Origin of the sequence: Brevundimonas sp. 357, from assembly GCF_003938605.1 — a bacterium.
Lineage (GTDB): Bacteria > Pseudomonadota > Alphaproteobacteria > Caulobacterales > Caulobacteraceae > Brevundimonas.
This window is the reverse complement of sequence record NZ_RHWX01000005.1, coordinates 106,871-122,732: the sequence shown is the minus strand read 5'-3', so window position 1 is coordinate 122,732 and position 15,862 is coordinate 106,871. Positions and strand designations below refer to the sequence as shown.

Annotated in this window: 18 protein-coding genes, 1 tRNA gene and 1 other RNA gene; 4 read left to right on the top strand and 16 right to left on the bottom strand. The window is 68.8% G+C overall.

The features are described from left to right. The first annotated feature begins 216 nt into the window (after positions 1-216). On the top strand, positions 217-1,572 hold the full coding sequence (locus EGK63_RS06235) for a M23 family metallopeptidase (RefSeq protein ID WP_125900423.1): 1,356 nt from the start codon (positions 217-219) through the stop codon (positions 1,570-1,572). A gap of 37 nt (positions 1,573-1,609) precedes the next feature. On the opposite strand, the gene EGK63_RS06230 is transcribed toward EGK63_RS06235, so the two are convergent. The 11 genes from EGK63_RS06230 to EGK63_RS06180 all read right to left on the bottom strand — a co-directional run bounded on the left by EGK63_RS06230 (position 1,610) and on the right by EGK63_RS06180 (position 8,746). Continuing rightward, positions 1,610-3,250 (bottom strand): TadG family pilus assembly protein, encoded by a 1,641-nt coding sequence (locus tag EGK63_RS06230; protein WP_165906545.1) that lies wholly within the window; start codon positions 3,248-3,250, stop codon positions 1,610-1,612. A gap of 16 nt (positions 3,251-3,266) precedes the next feature. Next, positions 3,267-3,698, bottom strand: a complete 432-nt coding sequence (locus EGK63_RS06225) for a TadE/TadG family type IV pilus assembly protein (protein WP_125900422.1) — start codon at positions 3,696-3,698, stop codon at positions 3,267-3,269. A 42-nt stretch (positions 3,699-3,740) separates the two neighbouring features. Continuing rightward, a complete protein-coding gene (locus EGK63_RS16455) occupies positions 3,741-4,160 on the bottom strand; it encodes a hypothetical protein (protein WP_165906544.1) in 420 nt (139 codons plus the stop codon). Between the two features lie 29 nt (positions 4,161-4,189). Then, a tRNA-Gly gene (locus EGK63_RS06215) sits at positions 4,190-4,264 on the bottom strand. A 95-nt stretch (positions 4,265-4,359) separates the two neighbouring features. Then, on the bottom strand, positions 4,360-5,313 hold the full coding sequence (locus EGK63_RS06210; protein ID WP_243637596.1) for a TraB/GumN family protein: 954 nt from the start codon (positions 5,311-5,313) through the stop codon (positions 4,360-4,362). A 37-nt stretch (positions 5,314-5,350) separates the two neighbouring features. Beyond that, positions 5,351-5,548 (bottom strand): helix-turn-helix transcriptional regulator, encoded by a 198-nt coding sequence (locus EGK63_RS06205; protein ID WP_003164157.1) that lies wholly within the window; start codon positions 5,546-5,548, stop codon positions 5,351-5,353. Further along, a complete protein-coding gene (locus EGK63_RS06200) occupies positions 5,545-5,988 on the bottom strand; it encodes a hypothetical protein (protein WP_125900420.1) in 444 nt (147 codons plus the stop codon). The genes EGK63_RS06205 and EGK63_RS06200 overlap by 4 nt, the downstream gene beginning before the upstream one ends. Before the next feature lie 10 nt (positions 5,989-5,998). Then, positions 5,999-6,427: a hypothetical protein gene (locus EGK63_RS06195; RefSeq protein ID WP_234287598.1), complete on the bottom strand. Its 429-nt coding sequence runs from the start codon at positions 6,425-6,427 to the stop codon at positions 5,999-6,001. Positions 6,428-6,520: 93 nt separating this feature from the next. Next, positions 6,521-7,735: a DNA recombination protein RmuC gene (locus tag EGK63_RS06190; RefSeq protein WP_125900419.1), complete on the bottom strand. Its 1,215-nt coding sequence runs from the start codon at positions 7,733-7,735 to the stop codon at positions 6,521-6,523. Between the two features lie 64 nt (positions 7,736-7,799). After that, positions 7,800-8,417 carry a recombination mediator RecR gene (recR, locus tag EGK63_RS06185; RefSeq protein WP_125900418.1) on the bottom strand — a complete coding sequence of 206 codons (618 nt, stop codon included), beginning with the start codon at positions 8,415-8,417 and terminating at the stop codon, positions 7,800-7,802. Next, entirely contained in the window at positions 8,417-8,746 is a 330-nt protein-coding gene (locus EGK63_RS06180; protein WP_003166260.1) for a YbaB/EbfC family nucleoid-associated protein, read from the bottom strand. Before EGK63_RS06180 ends, recR begins: the two co-directional genes overlap by 1 nt. A 174-nt stretch (positions 8,747-8,920) precedes the next feature. Here EGK63_RS06180 and EGK63_RS06175 point away from each other — a divergent pair, with 174 nt between their 5' ends. Continuing rightward, complete coding sequence (locus tag EGK63_RS06175) at positions 8,921-9,535, top strand: malonic semialdehyde reductase (protein WP_125900417.1); 615 nt, start codon at positions 8,921-8,923, stop codon at positions 9,533-9,535. A gap of 41 nt (positions 9,536-9,576) precedes the next feature. Here the strand turns inward: EGK63_RS06175 and EGK63_RS06170 are convergent, their stop codons facing one another. The 3 genes from EGK63_RS06170 to ffs all read right to left on the bottom strand — a co-directional run bounded on the left by EGK63_RS06170 (position 9,577) and on the right by ffs (position 12,354). Next, positions 9,577-11,451, bottom strand: a complete 1,875-nt coding sequence (locus EGK63_RS06170; RefSeq protein WP_125900416.1) for a DNA polymerase III subunit gamma/tau — start codon at positions 11,449-11,451, stop codon at positions 9,577-9,579. A 57-nt stretch (positions 11,452-11,508) separates the two neighbouring features. Next, a complete protein-coding gene (locus tag EGK63_RS06165; RefSeq protein ID WP_125900415.1) occupies positions 11,509-11,907 on the bottom strand; it encodes a DUF3597 domain-containing protein in 399 nt (132 codons plus the stop codon). A 353-nt stretch (positions 11,908-12,260) separates the two neighbouring features. After that, positions 12,261-12,354: signal recognition particle sRNA small type (gene ffs, locus EGK63_RS06160), an RNA gene on the bottom strand. Between the two features lie 71 nt (positions 12,355-12,425). On the opposite strand from ffs, the gene nudC reads away from it, so the two are divergent. Beyond that, on the top strand, positions 12,426-13,343 hold the full coding sequence (gene nudC / locus EGK63_RS06155) for an NAD(+) diphosphatase (RefSeq protein ID WP_125900414.1): 918 nt from the start codon (positions 12,426-12,428) through the stop codon (positions 13,341-13,343). Positions 13,344-13,375: 32 nt separating this feature from the next. On the opposite strand, the gene EGK63_RS06150 is transcribed toward nudC, so the two are convergent. Next, complete coding sequence (locus EGK63_RS06150) at positions 13,376-14,098, bottom strand: 3-deoxy-manno-octulosonate cytidylyltransferase (RefSeq protein ID WP_125900413.1); 723 nt, start codon at positions 14,096-14,098, stop codon at positions 13,376-13,378. 148 nt (positions 14,099-14,246) lie between these two features. Here EGK63_RS06150 and EGK63_RS06145 point away from each other — a divergent pair, with 148 nt between their 5' ends. Continuing rightward, the gene (locus EGK63_RS06145) at positions 14,247-14,954 is read left to right on the top strand and encodes a cytochrome c family protein (protein WP_125900412.1); all 708 of its coding nucleotides are present in this window, start codon (positions 14,247-14,249) and stop codon (positions 14,952-14,954) included. 78 nt (positions 14,955-15,032) lie between these two features. Here EGK63_RS06145 and EGK63_RS06140 read toward each other — a convergent pair whose 3' ends face one another. Beyond that, positions 15,033-15,848: an NlpC/P60 family protein gene (locus tag EGK63_RS06140; RefSeq protein WP_125900411.1), complete on the bottom strand. Its 816-nt coding sequence runs from the start codon at positions 15,846-15,848 to the stop codon at positions 15,033-15,035. Positions 15,849-15,862 lie beyond the last annotated feature (14 nt).

The following is a 15,862-nucleotide window of genomic DNA, read 5'->3' as shown; positions in this document are numbered from 1 at the left end:
CAGACCTTAAAAATGGCGAAGATTCACATCCGCACCAAAACGAACGCTGAAATACTGCGCCGATCCCCCGCCAAGTTAACTGAATGTAACGCACCCGCTTCCCAATATGGGTCAGGCGGGCTATACGGCTCGCTTCACTGTCGGTCAGGAATGTCCGGCGTGAATCTAATTTCGACTGGTCTGGCGCTTTAAGCGTCGTCGATATGCCGGGGACCCATGGCTCAGTTCGATCCTCGCCGCCAGCCCGTTCGGCTTGCGCCGCACCTGCTGACGACTTGCGCCGCCGTGGGCATCGCCCTGCTGGCCGGTCGTGGATATGAACAGGTGAAGGCCGAGGAAGTTCCGGTCCTGACCGCGGAACAGATCGAATCGCTTGAAGCGCAGGCCTACGCCGCCGCCGCCGCGCCGGCCGGCATGACCGCCCCGGAAGCCATTCCGGTCCAGATTCGTCGCGGCGAAACCTTCGAACAGGCCGTGCGACGCACCGGCGTCGGCGCCGATGAAGCCCGCGCTGTCGCCGACACCGTCGCCAGCGCCTTCGATCTCAAGGATTTGCGCGCGGGTCTCCGCTTCGAGACCGCCGTGTCCAAGCCGCGCGGCGGCCTGGGCGACGCCCGCCTGATCGGCCTGACCATGCGCACCGGCCCGGCCAGCCAGCTGACCGTGTCGCGCAGCTTCGACGGCGCGCTTCGCCTGCGCTCGCTGGACGAGAAGGTCACTGAGGAAACCGTCGTCGCCAACGACAAGGTGCAGCGCTCCCTGTCCGCCAGCGCTCGCGAACTGGGCGCCACCTCGGCCGTGGTGCGCCGCGCCAGCCAGCTGTTCGCCCACAAGTTCGACATGCAGCGCGACGTGCGCGCCTCGGACGAGTTCACCCTGGTCTTCGACCGCACGGTGACGGAATCGGGCCGCACGGTGGAGACCGGCGAACTGCTCTACGCCGAGCTGAAGGGCCACGCCTTCTACCGCTTCCAGCCCGCCGGCTCGAAGACGGCCCAGTATTTCGACGCCACGGGCAAGAACACGCGCACCGCCATGATGCGCACCCCGCTGCAGAACTTCCGCCGCGTCAGCTCCAACTTCGGCGTCCGCACCCACCCCATCTCGGGCTATCGCAAGATGCACCAGGGGATGGACTTCGCCGCCTCCACCGGCACGCCGGTCGTGGCCCCCGCCGACGGCGTGGTGGTCGAGGCCCGTCGCTGGGGCGGTTACGGCAACTGGCTGCGCATCCGCCACGCCAATGGGCTGGAAAGCGGCTACGGCCACCTGTCGCGCTTCGCCTCGGGCATGCGCGCCGGTCAGCGCGTGACCCAGGGCCAGGTGGTGGCCTACGTCGGTTCGACCGGCGCTTCCACCGGCCCGCACCTGCACTATGAAATCTGGCGCAACGGCCAGCGGATCAATCCGGCCGGCATCAAGACCCAGGAAGGCACCGTCCTGGCGGGCGCCGATCTGGCCGCCTTCCGCGCCGAAAAGGCCCGCATCGACCGCGTCATCGCCGCCGGCGGCCAACGTCGTCCGGCCGCGGTGCAGCAAGCCGCCACCGGCCTGCGCCCGACCGAAGGCTGACGTCGAGCGGGGCCGAAGTCGCCGCCCCGCTCCCGCTTCAACCGACCAGTTGCGGCGTCCCGCCCTGGTTGGGGCAGCGCACGCCGTGCACCCATACGTCAGCTTCGCCCACCCCCACGCCCAACAGTTGCAGCAGCGGCTGAACCACCGCATCCAGCGCCGGCCCCAGCGGCGTCAGCACCACGCCCAGCGGCTGGGTGACGATGTGCAGCGGCAACCCCAGGGCCGTCAGCTCCAAATCGCGAAGCAGACTGACCATCAAGCCGTTGATGAAACCGCTCGACTGCGCCGTCTTGGGCTCGCTCGAACCGATATCCGAGCCGGTGAAACCCAGCTCGCTCCAGGTCATGTCCGCAACCTGGATGTCGGCCTTGCCCTCAACCTTGATCAGCAGGACGGAGACCAGAGCGGCCGGCGATACCGTCAACTCGGACTTGAAATCGTGCAGGCGCCTTTCGTTGATCTGCCCTAGCCGCACCCGCGCCACGCCCGGTTTCGCCTCAACCAGAACACGCGGCGAGGCCCCGCAATGGATGGACTTCAACCGCGCCTCCGACCCGGCGACTTCGACCAGGACCGGCGCTTTCACCTGGGCCAGCGCACCTACCAGAGGAACACGGTCTAGCGCCGTCGCCTTCAGGTAAAGCCGCGTCTGCACCGTGCGAATGATCGGTTCGCCCTTGCCGGTGATCGTCAGCCAGGACGAACGGTTCGGGCGCTCGCCGATCGCCAGCATGACGTCCAGATCCGCCAGCCCGGCCCGAGCGCCGACGTCCAGGGCCAACTGACGCTCCTGGTTCGCCGTCTGCAGCGTCGCCATCAGCAGATCCAAGGCCGACACCTGCGCGTTCAAGCGCTCGCGCAGGCCGTGGCGCGCCTCGGCTTCCACCCCGATCAGATCACCCAGCTTCAGGCGTGCATCGGCGGGCGCGCCGACCAGCTTGCCCAACACGCCTTTCGCGTCAGAGCCCGCGACTCTTTCAAGCACCCGCAGGACACGGCGCGTCTCCATCTCATGCTTCAACAGGGCGTCATAGTCGCCGGCGGTCACGCCCAGGTCCACGGCCAGAGCGTCCGAAAACTGCAGCAGGCTGACCTGGGCGTCGGCCAGATTGCGATAGTCCATCGCGGTCAGGGACACGCTTGCACCCAACAGCGCCGACAGCAGGGCGTTGGCCAAGCCCCCGTCCAGCGACGCCAGGCGCGATCCGATCGAGAACATGGCCGTAGGCGCCCCGCCCGGCCGCGCCGCCGTCGCCTGCTTGGTGACGCTGACTGTCTCTCGGCCCAGGATCCACCGGCCGAAGAACAACGGCGCGGGCGCTGTCGCCACGACCCGCGCCGCGTTGACGTCAGTCCCGCCGGCAACGAATCGTTCTGACGGCTGCAAGGCCGGATCAGGCGTATATACTCCCGTTTCCACCTGAACGTCTGACAGATCAGCGATGTTGGCGCGCGCCGTCGTCTCGGCGGCCGTCTCGGCGTCGTTCAGAGCGCCGGCGGCGGCGAGGGCCGACAGATCGGCCGCGCCTTGAAGCTCGCGCCCCTTGAGAACGACCACCCCGACATCGACCGCCAGGGCCGCGCTGACGCAGATCAGGCCGCCGAACACCGCGGACATGATCGTCACCCCGCCGCGCCGATCCCGACGCAGGCGCGCGGGCAGGCTTCGTTCCATCAGTCGTCTCAGCATATCACGCCTCGCTGATCTGAATGACGGCGGTGCGGCGGATGACCCTGGGCGGCGCCACGGTCAGCGGCGCCAGCGCCATCAACGGATGCCGTCCAGCGTCATAGGCCACTACGACGCGGAAGAAGCGACCATCCGCATCGATCTCGACCGTTGCGTCGCCGCTCCTCAGCCCCAGATCACGCAGATGATCGGCGACCACGTCGCGGGCCAGCCCTTCCCGTTCGGCCGCATCCAGTCCGGCGACGGCGGCCCTCGCGCCCTCGGACACTGCCGCCTGTACCGAGTGCGCCATCCACAGCCAGCCGCCATAGACGATCATGCCTACGACCAGCAGCAGGAAAAACGGGCCGACGATGGCGAACTCTATGGCGGCCGCGCCGCGCCGTTCGCGCCGCCGCACGCCCCGCCCTCCAGAACCACACGCCTTCTGCATCGTTGGGCTCCTGATTGAGCCGACAGGATGCTTCAATTCAACTTAAGAGAGAATGAAGGCGCTCAATACCACAGGCCAGGATTGAAATTGACGTCGCGAAGTCGCGTCACGCAGCGGAGCGTACGCGCGCCACTCCCACCGACCCAAGACGATGATCAGCGACATCAGCAGGAGTACGCAGTTCACGGACGCCAGGAGGATGTCGCCGTTGGGCGCCGGCTTCAGGGCGTCCTGGAACTCTGCAATCAAGCGCGCCCCAAGGGTCTTCACTTCCATGACTTGAGAGGGACGGCGGCAACGAGGTTCTATCGCGCAGAGCCAACACCTCGCGAAATCGCGGATGTCATGGGCTGGTGCGAGGTCCGCGTGGAGCGACTTATCGACCGGTACGTGAAGCGCGACGAACCCATCCAGCACATCGACCAAGCCGAACGGAGGAAGAAAACGCAAAACCGGCGACAAAAATCGCCTGTAAAAGACCAGCTAAGTGTTGGAGCGGGTAGCGAGAATCGAACTCGCGACATTCAGCTTGGGAAGCTGACGTTCTACCTCTGAACTATACCCGCGTCGCCGAAGCGAGCGGCGAAGATATAGGGCGCGGACCAAAAGAAAAGGCCCGGCGAACCGGGCCTTTGGATTTTTTGACAGAGAACGCGACGGGTCAGTCGCGCACTTCCTCGACCGTGACGCCGCGCTTGGCCAGCATGGCCTGGACGCTGTCGGCCCCCGCCAGGTGGCCGGCGCCGACCGAGATGAAGGCTGTGCCCGAGCCTTCCAGCAGGGTCACGATCTGATTGGTCCAGTCCGTGTTGCGACGCGTCAGCATGACCTCGTACATCTCGGGCGATTCCGCCTTCATCTCCTGGCCGATCAGGGCGTCCAGGCCGTCGACGTCGCCGGTCGACCAGGCGCCGACCATGCGGCCCAGGAACTCCGGCGCCTGATCGAACTCCTTCAGACCCGAACGCAGCATGGCCAGCTGCGCCTCTTCCGACATGTCGGCGATGAAGCCGATCTGCTGGGGCATGGTCTCGAAACCCTTGATCGGCTTGCCCGTCGCGGCGGCGCGGGCGTGCAGCACCTGATCCCCGCCGTTCTGCGGCAGGTAGCCGGCCTTGGTGATGCTGGCCATGGCCAGTTGCAGGGCCGCGAACCACGGACGCAGCGGGTCCAACTGGGCCGCCGTCGCGCCGATGGAGCGGGCGGCGGCGTCGAGGTCGGCCTGTTCCTCTGCGGTCAGCAGGCTGGACAGGGGACGGTCGGGCGACACGCCCTTGGACTGGATGATCGGCACGGCGCCGGCCGCGTCGTTCAGGTCGGCGATCTCGAACCAGTATTCGTCGGCGCCGGCGAAGGCGCGGTCCAGCTTGGCGCTGCCCCACGGCGTCTCGGGCTTCAGCACATGGACGGTGCCGAACAGATAGAGGGTGGAGTCCGCATCCTTGACCACCCACAGGCGCGGACCGGACCCGGCCGGGGCGGCGGTCACGGCCGCCGGATCGGCGGCGGCGGGCGCGGCCTGGGCGAAGGCGGGCGTCGTCGGCGCCAGCAGGACGGCGGTCAGGGCGGCGGCGGAGACGGAGGCGGCGGCGCGGCTCCAGAGTCGGCGGATCATGGTCAGGCTCCTAGGGGTCGCAGGGGAGAAACAGCCGTCAGCCTTCTTCGTCGATGAAGATGGATTCGATCGGCATCTGGAACAGCCGGGCGATCTTGAACGCCAGCGGCAGGGAAGGGTCGTAGCGGCCGGTCTCGAGCGCGTTCACCGTCTGGCGCGACACGCCCAGTTCATCGGCCAGGTGCGCCTGGCTCCAGTCGCGCTCGGCGCGCAGCACCTTGAGGCGGTTCTTCATGCGCGTCTCTCCTGGCCGGGACGCGACAGGTTGAAACGCGCCACCTGGGCCATCGCCTCGCCGAACAGGAAACCCCCCGCAGGCAGGGTCGCCAGCATGACAGGGCTCACTCCATCGCCCATCAGGCTCGAGATGACGAACAGGGTCGAGCCGTAGGCCAGGGCCCACCAGCCGCCCTGGGCCTGCGCCATCAGGGCCAAACGCTCTTCCAGCTCATCGATCGCCGCCTGTCGGCGAAGCACGGCGATCCAGACGAAGACAGGCAGAACCACGGCGGCTGCGGCCAGCGCCTTCAAAGGCAGCGCGTCGCCGCCCTTGGACAGGTAGGCGCCGCCCCAGGCGGCGCCGGCGAGCCAGACGACGCCCGCCGCCATCTTCAGCAGGAACAACACACCGGTTCGGGCCAAGGGCTTGTCGCCCAGGAAAGCGCAGTCGCTCACGGCATTCTCCTCAACGACGGCCCAGCCACCACCAGACCCAGGCCAGGCCGTAGCCGATGAGCTGGAAGCCCAAGATCATGATCATGCCGGCGGCGACCAGATCAGCGGGCGTCTCGCCCAGGCTGGCGGGAAGAACGATGTCGCCCGGGCGCGTGGTCAGCATCAACATGAGGACGAGACCGACCAACATTCCCGTGCTGCCGCCCCAGTACCAGGCCCATTTGTGCGCCTCGCGCGCAGCCTCGTCGAGACGGCTCCACCACCAGTAGGACACGCCCAGGACGGCGGCCATCGTGACGGCGGTGAAGGCGACAGTCGTCCAGAACGCCACCGTACCGGGTTGGTCGGCCAAGAAGCCGCTGCCAAGTCCGCCGAAGAAGCCGATCAGCACCACCAGGCCGAACATGGCCGCGACGCCTTTCAGGCCGAGAGGTTTCATCGATTTCATAGGCTCGCCGCGCGTAAACTGATTTGACAAGCAAGTTTTACAGCCCGACCGCAGGGCGTCAAGCATGTTTGTCACACGCAGCCGTCACTCCGGCGCGTTCAGCAGCTCCGGGCGGCTGAGGGCGCGAGGCGACTGCTCGACGGCGTTCAGTTCGGGCAGCTCCTTGCCCTCGTGATCGACCTTCAGATCCTCGAAGCGGCGCGCCGAGACCATGACCTGGCTTTCCAGCGAGCCGACGAACTGGTTGTAGCGGGAAACCGCCGCGTCCAGCGCCTTGCCGACCGAGGCGGCGTGGCCGCCCATGACCGACAGCCGCTTGTAGAGCTCCTTGCCCAGCCTGGCGACGTCCTCGGCGTTGCGGGCCTGCTCCTCGGCGCGCCAGCCGTAGGCGACAGCCTTGCACAGGGCGAACAGGGTGGTGGGCGTGACGATGACCACGCGCGAGGCCATGGCCGTGGTCATCAGGTCCGGCTCGTGGTCCAGCGCGGCGGCCAGGAAGGCGTCGCCCGGCACGAACATGGCGACGAAGTCGGGGCTGGGCTTGAACTGGTCCTGATAGGCCTTGGACGACAGCTGGCGCACATGGGTCTTCATGCTGGCGGCGGTGCGCAGGGACATGGCGCGGGCCTGGGCTTCCTCGTCGCCGTCGGCCTCGTCGGCGAAGGCCAGCGACACCTTGGCGTCGATGACGAACATGCCGCCGCCGGGCAGTTTGACGATGAAGTCCGGGCGCTGCTGGCGGCCTTCATCGGTGGCCGAGGAGTTCTGCTCCTCGAAGTCGAAGCGGCCGGCCATGCCCGCCGCCTCCAGGACGTTGCGGCAGGTCTGTTCGCCCCAGCGGCCGCGCCGGCCGGTGTTGCCCTTCAGCGCCTCGGTCAGGCGCCGCGCCTCGTCGCGGGTGGCGGTGGAGGCGGCCATCAGCAGGTTGAGTTGCTCCTTCAGGCCGCCGGTTTCGTCGGCGCGCGCCTTTTCCAGAGCCGTGACGTGCTGCTGAAACTTGGCCAGGGTTTCGGACACCGGCTTGAGCTGGGCCTCCATCCGCTCGCGCGCGACGCGGTCCTGGGCCTGAAAGGTCTCGGTGGCGCGAGCGACCAGCTTGGACGCCACCGCCTCGGCCGACTGGGAGGCCTGGGCCTTGAGGAACTCGGCCATGGAGTCCCGGCTCTCCTCCATCAGCTCCAGCCGGGCGTCGGCGGCGTCCAGCGCGCCCTTCGTCTTCTGCCAGCCCATGAAGGCCCACAGGAAACCGCCGCCCGCCATGAGCGCGACGATCAGCAGGATGAGCTCAAGCGTGTTCATGCTCCGTTCCTAGCGGGAGTCGGGAGCGGATAATAGCCTCCCTCTCTCCCGGGAGAGGGAGGCGTCAGGCGGGACGCCTAGCCCGCAGTGCCTGAATGATGGTGCCGTCGTCCAGCCAGTCCAGCTCGCCGCCGACGGGAACCCCGCGCGCCAGCGACGTGACCTGCACCCCCGCCGCCGACAGGCGCTCGGCCAGGTAGTGGGCGGTCGTCTGGCCGTCGACCGTGGCGGGCAGGGCCAGAACGACCTCCCGAGCCTTCCCGCCGCCCATCTCGCCGCCTTTGACGCGGCCGATCAGTTCGGCGATGCGCAATTGCTCAGGGCCGACGCCGTCCAGCGCCGACAGCAGGCCGCCCAGCACATGATACTTGCCGCGAAAGGCGCCCGACCGCTCCATCGCCCACAGGGCGCCGGCCTCTTCGACCACGCAGATCAGGGTGTTGTCGCGCGCCTGATCCGAACAGACCGAGCAGGGATCGCGCGTGTCGGGCGAGCCGCAGACCGAGCAGTTGACGACCTTGTCCGCCGTCTCGGCCAGAGACGCCGCCAACGGGACCAGCAGTTGCTCGCGCCGCTTCAACAGGGCCAGCGCCGCGCGCCGGGCCGAGCGCGGGCCCATGCCCGGCAGCTTGGCCAGCAGGCTGATGAGCCGTTCGATTTCCGGCCCGGCGGAGGCGGCCATCAGAAGAGTTTCGGCATTCCGGGGATGTTCATCCCGGCCATCGGCCCGGCGGCGTCGCGCATCAGGGCGTTGTTGATCTCGTCCAGCTTGCGCTTGGCGTCGGCGTGGGCGGCGACGATCAGGTCGGCCAGGATCTCGCCCTCGCCGGGAGCCATCAGGCTGTCGTCGATCTTCACCGAGGTGATCTCGCCAGGGCCCTTCAAGGCGATGGTGACAAGGCCGCCGCCCGAGGTGCCCTCGGCGGTGGATTCGGCCATTTTCGCCTGGGCGTCCTGCAGCTTCTGCTGCATCGCCTGGGCCTGTTGCATCAGGGCGTTGAGGTCTTTCATAGCCCCTAGATAGGGCGAAGCGCCGCGCGGCTCCAGACCCCGGCGAAGAAAGCGCGCCGCGCCCGGCGACGTCGCATCCGTCACAACTTATGTGGCCGATCCCCTTGACGGCGCAGCGACGCACGCTTAATTAGCCACACTTGAAGTTACTAATCAGTTTCTGGAGAAGCTCTGATGGCCTTTGACGCCTTCCCGACCCGTGACATGCCGGTCTCCGAACCGGTCCTGGCCCAGCTGTTCACCGAGGCGCGCACGCGCAACGGCTGGAGCGATCGCCCCGTGCCCGAGGCCCTGATCCGCAAACTCTACGACCTGACCAAGTTCGGCCCGACGGCGGTCAACATGACCCCGGCTCGCTTCGTCTTCGTCACCTCGCCCGAGGCCAAGGCCCGGCTGTCGACGCACATGGCCGAAGGCAACCGCGCCAAGACCCTGGCCGCGCCGGTCAATCTGATCATCGCCCAGGACGTCGACTTCCACGAGACCCTGCCCAAGCTGTTCCCGCACGCGCCGGGCGCCCGCGACTGGTTCCCGGAAGAAGCGGGCCGTCGTGAAGCCGCCTTCCGCAACGCCTCGCTGCAGGGCGGCTATCTGACCATCGCCGCGCGCGCCCTGGGTCTGGACGTGGGTCCGATGTCGGGCTTCGACGCGGCGGGGGTGAAGGCCGAGTTCTTCCCCGACAGCAATGTCGAGCCGAACTTCATCATGAATCTGGGCTACGGCACGGACGAGAACCTGTTCCCCCGCTCGCCTCGCCTCGACTTCGAAGAAGCCGCCCAGATTCTGTAAGCGGCGTCTCCCTCCTCCCCACTTGGCGGGGAGGTGAGACCTCAGTCGTCTTCGCCCGCCTCGCCGTCGTCGGGGATGGCGGGCATCTCGACGGCCGGGGCCAGGGTGACGATCTCCTTGATCTCGGCGCCGGGGAAGGCCTGCATGACCGACACCACGAAGGGGTCCGCCTCGACCGCCGCGCGGCGGGCGGCGCGGGCCTTCTTCTCGACCTCGATCAGGGTCTCGCCGCCGCCCTGTCCGTTGGCGGCGATCAGCCAGGTGCGGCCGGTCCACTCCTTCAAGCGGCCAGCCAGACGCCGCGCCAGATCGTGGGGCGAACCCTCGGCCGGTTCATAGGTGATGGCGCCGGGGCGGAAGCTGACGACGCGGACGTAGCGCTCCACGTCCATCTGCAGGGTGATCTCGCGCTTCTCGCCGATCAGGGCGACCACGGCCTCGAAGCTCTGCGGATCGGGCAGGGCGGGCGCCTGCATCGGCCGCGCCGCCAGCATGGCCGAGGCGCCGCCGCCTCCGCCCCCTGAACCGCCGCCGCGAGGACCGGCCCCGCCGCCGGGCACGCCGCCCGACTGGATCGCCTTCAACGCCTCTTCCGGTCCCGGCAGGTCGGCGGCGTAGGCCAGCCGCACAATGGCCATCTCCACCGCATCGGCCGGATTGGGCGCGCGGCGCACCTCGTCCAGCGCCTTCAGCAGCATCTGCCAGGTCCGCGACAGCGTCCCGGCCGAGATGGCCGCGCCCAGCGCCGCCAGCTTCTGCGCCTGATCGCCCGGCAGGCGGGTGGCGTTCGGCCCCAGCATCTTGGCGACCGAGGCCGCGTGACAGTGCTCCAGCAGGTCGTTGGCCACCTGCACCGGATCGGCGCCGTAGCCGTAAAGCGTGCGGAAGGTCGTCAGCGCCTCGGCCGTCTTGCCCGCCATCGTCTGTTCGAACAGGGCGATGGTCTGGGTGCGGTCGGCCAGACCCAGCATGTCGCGCACCGTGGCCGTCTCGACCACCGCGCCGCGCTCGGCCTGGACCAGCGCCTGATCCAGCAGCGACAGGCCGTCGCGCACCGACCCTTCGGCCGCGCGCGAGATCAGGGCCAGCGCCTCCTGCTCGATCTTCATGCCTTCGCGCTCGGCGACGCGGCCCAGGTGGCCGACCAGAACCTCAGGCTCGACGCGGCGCAGATCGAAGCGCTGGCAGCGGCTCAGGATCGTCACCGGCACCTTGCGAATCTCGGTGGTGGCGAAGATGAACTTCGCGTGGGGCGGCGGCTCCTCAAGCGTCTTCAGCAGGGCGTTGAACGCCTGCGTCGACAGCATGTGGACCTCGTCCAGCACATAGACCTTGTAACGGGCCTCGACCGGCGCGTAGCGGACGCTTTCCAGAATGTCGCGGATGTCGTTGACGCCGGTGTGCGACGCCGCGTCCATCTCCATCACGTCCATGTGCTGGCCCGCCATGATGGCGGCGTCGTGCCGCCCGGTGGGGCTCAGGGCCAGGGACGGCTTGTCGATGGTCTCGGTTTCGTTGTTGAGCGCGCGAGCCAGCAGGCGGGCCGTCGTCGTCTTGCCGACGCCCCGCACCCCGGTCAGCATGAAGGCGTGGGCGATCCGCCCGGTAGCGAAGGCGTTGGTCAGGGTGCGGACCATCGCCTCCTGCCCGATCAGATCCTCGAACGCGCGCGGCCGGTATTTGCGGGCCAGAACGGTGTAGGCCTCGCCCTCGGCGGGCGGGGCCTCGAACGCCTTGGGAGCGGGCGCCGGCGCGGGCTCCGCCTTCGGTTCAGGCGCGGGTTCGGACGCGGCGGCAGGCGCAGCGGACGGCGGCGGGGCGCCGAACATGTCGTCGGTGTTGGGGTCGCGCTCCTCGACTTCGGGCGCGTCTTCCTCCCACGGAGGACCATCGAGACTGTGATCGGCGTCGCTCATGGTCCTGTCTTAGCGCGAAGGGGCGCCGTCGCGCACCCCCTCGCGCCGCAGAGAGGTTCAGAGATCGGTGGGCAGTTGGCCGCCGTTGTCGCGGATCTTCTGGATCACCTGCTTGTGCAGCCAGATATTCATGCTCGCCGTGTCCGACTTGTCGCCGGTGTAGCCCAGTTCGTCGGCCAGCTCCTTGCGCTCGGCCAGCGAGGATTCCAGGCCGATCAGCTTCATCAGGTCGACGATGGAGGTGCGCCAGTTCAGCTTCTGCGCGCGCTGCTCGTTCATGAAGTCGAGGATGCCGGCGACATCGACCTCGGCCGCGGGCTGGGGCGCGACGGCGGCTGCGGCGGGCGCGGGCGCCGGGGTCGGGGCCGCCGCTTCGGGCGCGGGGGCTGCGGGCGCCGCCGCCGGGGCCTCCTTCTTCCTGAAGACGCCGCCGAGAATCTTGCCGAGAATGCTCATTCGCCTGCTCCTGATGAGGGGATCGAAGCCCTTTCAGCGAATGAGGCGCGGCCCGGTTCCGTGAAGCTTGCGCGATGGGCCTTCCACGCCGCCGTTCGCCCCTCCCTCGCCGTCATCCTCGGGCTTGACCCGAGGATCGGGCCATCTGTCTGCGGGGCATCGGCAAGACAGAGCACGCCGTTTAACTCGATCCTCGGGTCAAGCCCGAGGATGACGGCGGAGATGCGGGTGCGGTGGAGATGTAGGGGACGGCGCGCTCAAGCAGCTCGTGACCGCGTCACGAGCGATAGCGCATAAACGCGCTCAAGCAGTCGATCACCGCGTGATCGACGATAGCGCACTAAAAAATCAGGAAAGGTGGAGACCGCGACCCGAAGGGGAATTCGTTGTGGCTGCTGCCTTCCGGCCCTGACCAGGTTGGCGAAGCCTTCGCCCGCGATCTCCGAGAGGGGATATGACGGCGGACGGCGCGGGAATCAAGCCCTCCCCTGCACGCGCGCTCAAGGCTATGAAGCGTCATGTCCCATCGCAACGTCTTTTCCGGCAATCCGCTCGACCGCTCCGGCGACCTTCGCAACGACGCCGCCTGGCTGGCCGAGCAGGAGGCCAACCCCGAAGCCCTGGCCATGATCCTGTGGGAGGGGCGGCCGCTGATCGAGACCCATGAGGGCGCCGAGCGGCTGGTCTGGCTGTCGCTGGGCCATGCGCGCGATCTGGCGCGCGATCGTGATGTGTTTCTGGGGCTGTGGAAGGGCGCGCCGGTCTTCGCCGCCGAGTTCGAGGGCTCCATCGACCCGACCAGCGGTCCCGCCGGAGGCCTGGGCCGTTTTGTCGAGATGCGCGAGGCGGCGGTCGTCCTGCCCGAAGCCGACGCCGGCATCGCCGCCACGGCCAAGAGCCTGTTCGACTGGCGCCGCCGTCACGGCTTCTGCGCCGCCTGCGGCAAGGCGTCGGACCAGGCGTCCGGCGGGTGGAAGCGCGTCTGTCCGGCTTGCGGGACCGAGCATTTTCCGCGCGTCGATCCGGTCGTCATCATGCTGCCGGTCTATAAGGGCGGAGCCGAGCCGCGCTGCCTGCTGGGCCGTCAGGCCGCCTGGCCCGCCGGTCGCATGTCGGCGCTGGCGGGCTTCATGGAGCCGGGCGAGGCAATCGAGGAAGCCTGCGCCCGCGAGGTGATGGAGGAAGCGGGTCTGACGGTGTCGGACGTGCGCTACCACTCCAGCCAGCCCTGGCCCTTCCCGGCCCAGCTGATGATCGGCCTGATCGCCGAGGTCACGACCGACGAAGCCGCCCCCGACCAGACCGAGTTGGAGGCCGTCGCCTGGTTGACACGCAGCGAAGCGCGCGCCGTGCTGGACGAGACGCACCCGACCATCCAACCTCCGCCGCCCTACGCCATCGCGCGGCGGCTGCTGGAAAGCTGGGCGGCGGAATAAAGCCTTCTCCCCTTGTGGGAGAAGGAAGAGCGTCACGCCAGCGCGCGCGCCGCCTCAAGGTCGGCTGAATTGTCCACCGACAGCGGCGCTTCATCGATCACCGAGGCCCAGATCTGCAGGCCCATCTCCAGGGCGCGCAGCTGCTCCAGCTTTTCGCGCTTCTCCAACGGCGACGGCGGGGCGGCGCAGAAGCGGGCCAGGGCTTCACGGCGATAGCCGTAGATGCCGACATGGCGCCAGACGGGACCGTCGCCGTACAGGGTCGAGCGGGTGAAGTAGAGGGCCCGGCCGCTCGTCCCGCCGTCCGCCAGGGCCAGCACCGCCTTGACCACATCGGGATTGGCCCGGTCCGAGACGTCCGCCTCGGTCGCGACCAGGGTGGCGACGTCGCAGGCTGATTCGCGCGCCAGCAACTCGGCGCAGGCTTTCGCCAGGTCCGGCGAGGCGAACGGCATGTCGCCCTGGATGTTGATGACCACCTCATGGGCGCCGTCGGGATCGACCGCCTGGGCCGCCGCCAGGATGCGGTCCGAGCCGCTGGGCAGGTGGGGATCGGTCAGCACCGCCTCCCCGCCCGCCGCCTGCACCGCCGCGACGATCTCCGGATCGCCCGCCGCCACGGCGACGCGGAAACCCGAGGCCATGGCCTGCTGCCACGCCCGCACGATCATCGGCTTGCCGCCGATGTCCGCCAGGGGTTTGCCGGGCAGACGGGTGGCCGCCATGCGAGCGGGTATCATTATCAGCGGATTCATGGTCGCCCAGCGCCTTGAAAGCGCCCGGAAGCGTCCGGGCCGGTTGCGAAGGTCGCGCTAGCGTGTAAGAGACGCCCACGCAAGAATACGCCTGAACGCCGCTTCGCGGTCGGGGGGCTCACCTAGAGACGGGATGCGACGACGCGGAATGAGCGGCGATCTGAAGTGGAACAAGATTATGGGCGCGTGCCTGGGCACCGCCTTTGCGATCCTGGTGGTCCAGCAGGTTTCGGGCATGGTCTACCACACCAAGCAGCCCGAGAAGATGGGCTACTTCGTCGACGCGCCGGATGAAGCGGCTGCGGGCGCGGCCGAAGCCGCCCTGCCGATCGACTGGGGCACGGTCCTGCCGACCGCCGACCTGGCCGCCGGCGAAGCCGCCTTCGCGCGCTGCCAGGCCTGCCACACCGTCAACTCGGGCGGCGCCGACGGCATCGGTCCGAACCTGTTCGGCGTGGTCGGCGGCCCCGCCATGCACCGCGCGGGCTTCGCCTATTCGGACGCCATGGCCAAGCACAAGGCCGAGGCCCCGACCTGGAACTATGACGAGCTGGATCACTTCATCAACGCGCCGGGCCGCTATGTGCCGGGCACCAAGATGTCCTTCGCCGGCATCCGCGACGAGAAGACCCGCATCAACCTGATCGCCTGGCTGCGCTCGCAAGGCTCGGCCGGTTTCGCCATCCCGGCGCCGGACCCCGCCCGTCAGCCGGGCGCCGCCGCTCCGGCCGCTGCTGAAGGCGAAGCTCCGGCTGCTGAAGGCGCCGCCGCGACGGAAGCCGGCGCCGCTCCGGCCGAGGCGCCCGCCGCCGACGCCCCCGCGACCCAGGCGACGCCTCCGGCTCCGAAAGCCTAAGGGCGAGCGGACACGACAGACGACGGAAAGGCGGCCTTCGGGTCGCCTTTCTTCGTTTCAGGATCAGGCTTTAGGGTTTCAGACCCGACGGAAGATCGCGGAGGCGAAGCCGTCGGCGGTCAGGCGGGCCTCGACCTCGGCCAGGGCCTCGACCACCACGCCGCCGCGCGCGCGCGTCGAATGGATGATGCGCTCGGCGTCGATCATCAGGGCCGAATGGCCGGTCCAGTCGCCCTCGGCCGACGACAACCAGATCGCCAGGTCGCCGCGCTGGGCGTCCGCGCGCGTCACGGCGCGCCCCAGACGGGCCTGCTCTTCCGCTCGGCGGGGCCCCGGCAGGCCGCAGGCCAGCAAGGCCTGCTGCACCAAGCCAGAGCAGTCGGTCTCCAGCGAAGACCGGGCGCCCAGAGCGTGCGGACGGCCCAGCAGGCGCTCGGCCACGGCGACCAGGTCACGCTCGAACGCGCCGACGGACTGAAGGTCAGACTCAGCAAGGCCTTGAGCATCGTCGCCGACCAGGGCGTTCAGCGGCAGGGCGGCGGAAACGGAGGCGACGCGGCGCGTCGCCAGGGGCGCGCCGGGCGCCAGGGCCTCCAGCGAGACCCAGCCGACCACGCCGTCGCGACGCGCCCGGCCCCAGGCGCGCATCTCGCCCTTCTTGGCCTGCCGGCGCTCCAGCACGTCGAAGGCCTCGCCGAACAGCAGCTGGTCGATGCGCTGACCATCGTCGGCGACGATGTCGGCGACCGGCAGACGACAGTGAGCGGGATCGGTCCGGCGATAGGCCTCGGCCCGCATCAGGCCTTCCAGCGCCTGTTCGGCCAGCACCACGCGATCCCCGTCCCGCAGGATCAGGGGCGCGCCAGGCGGCAGCAGGGCCAGGACATCGGTCAAGCGGCGGTCTCTAG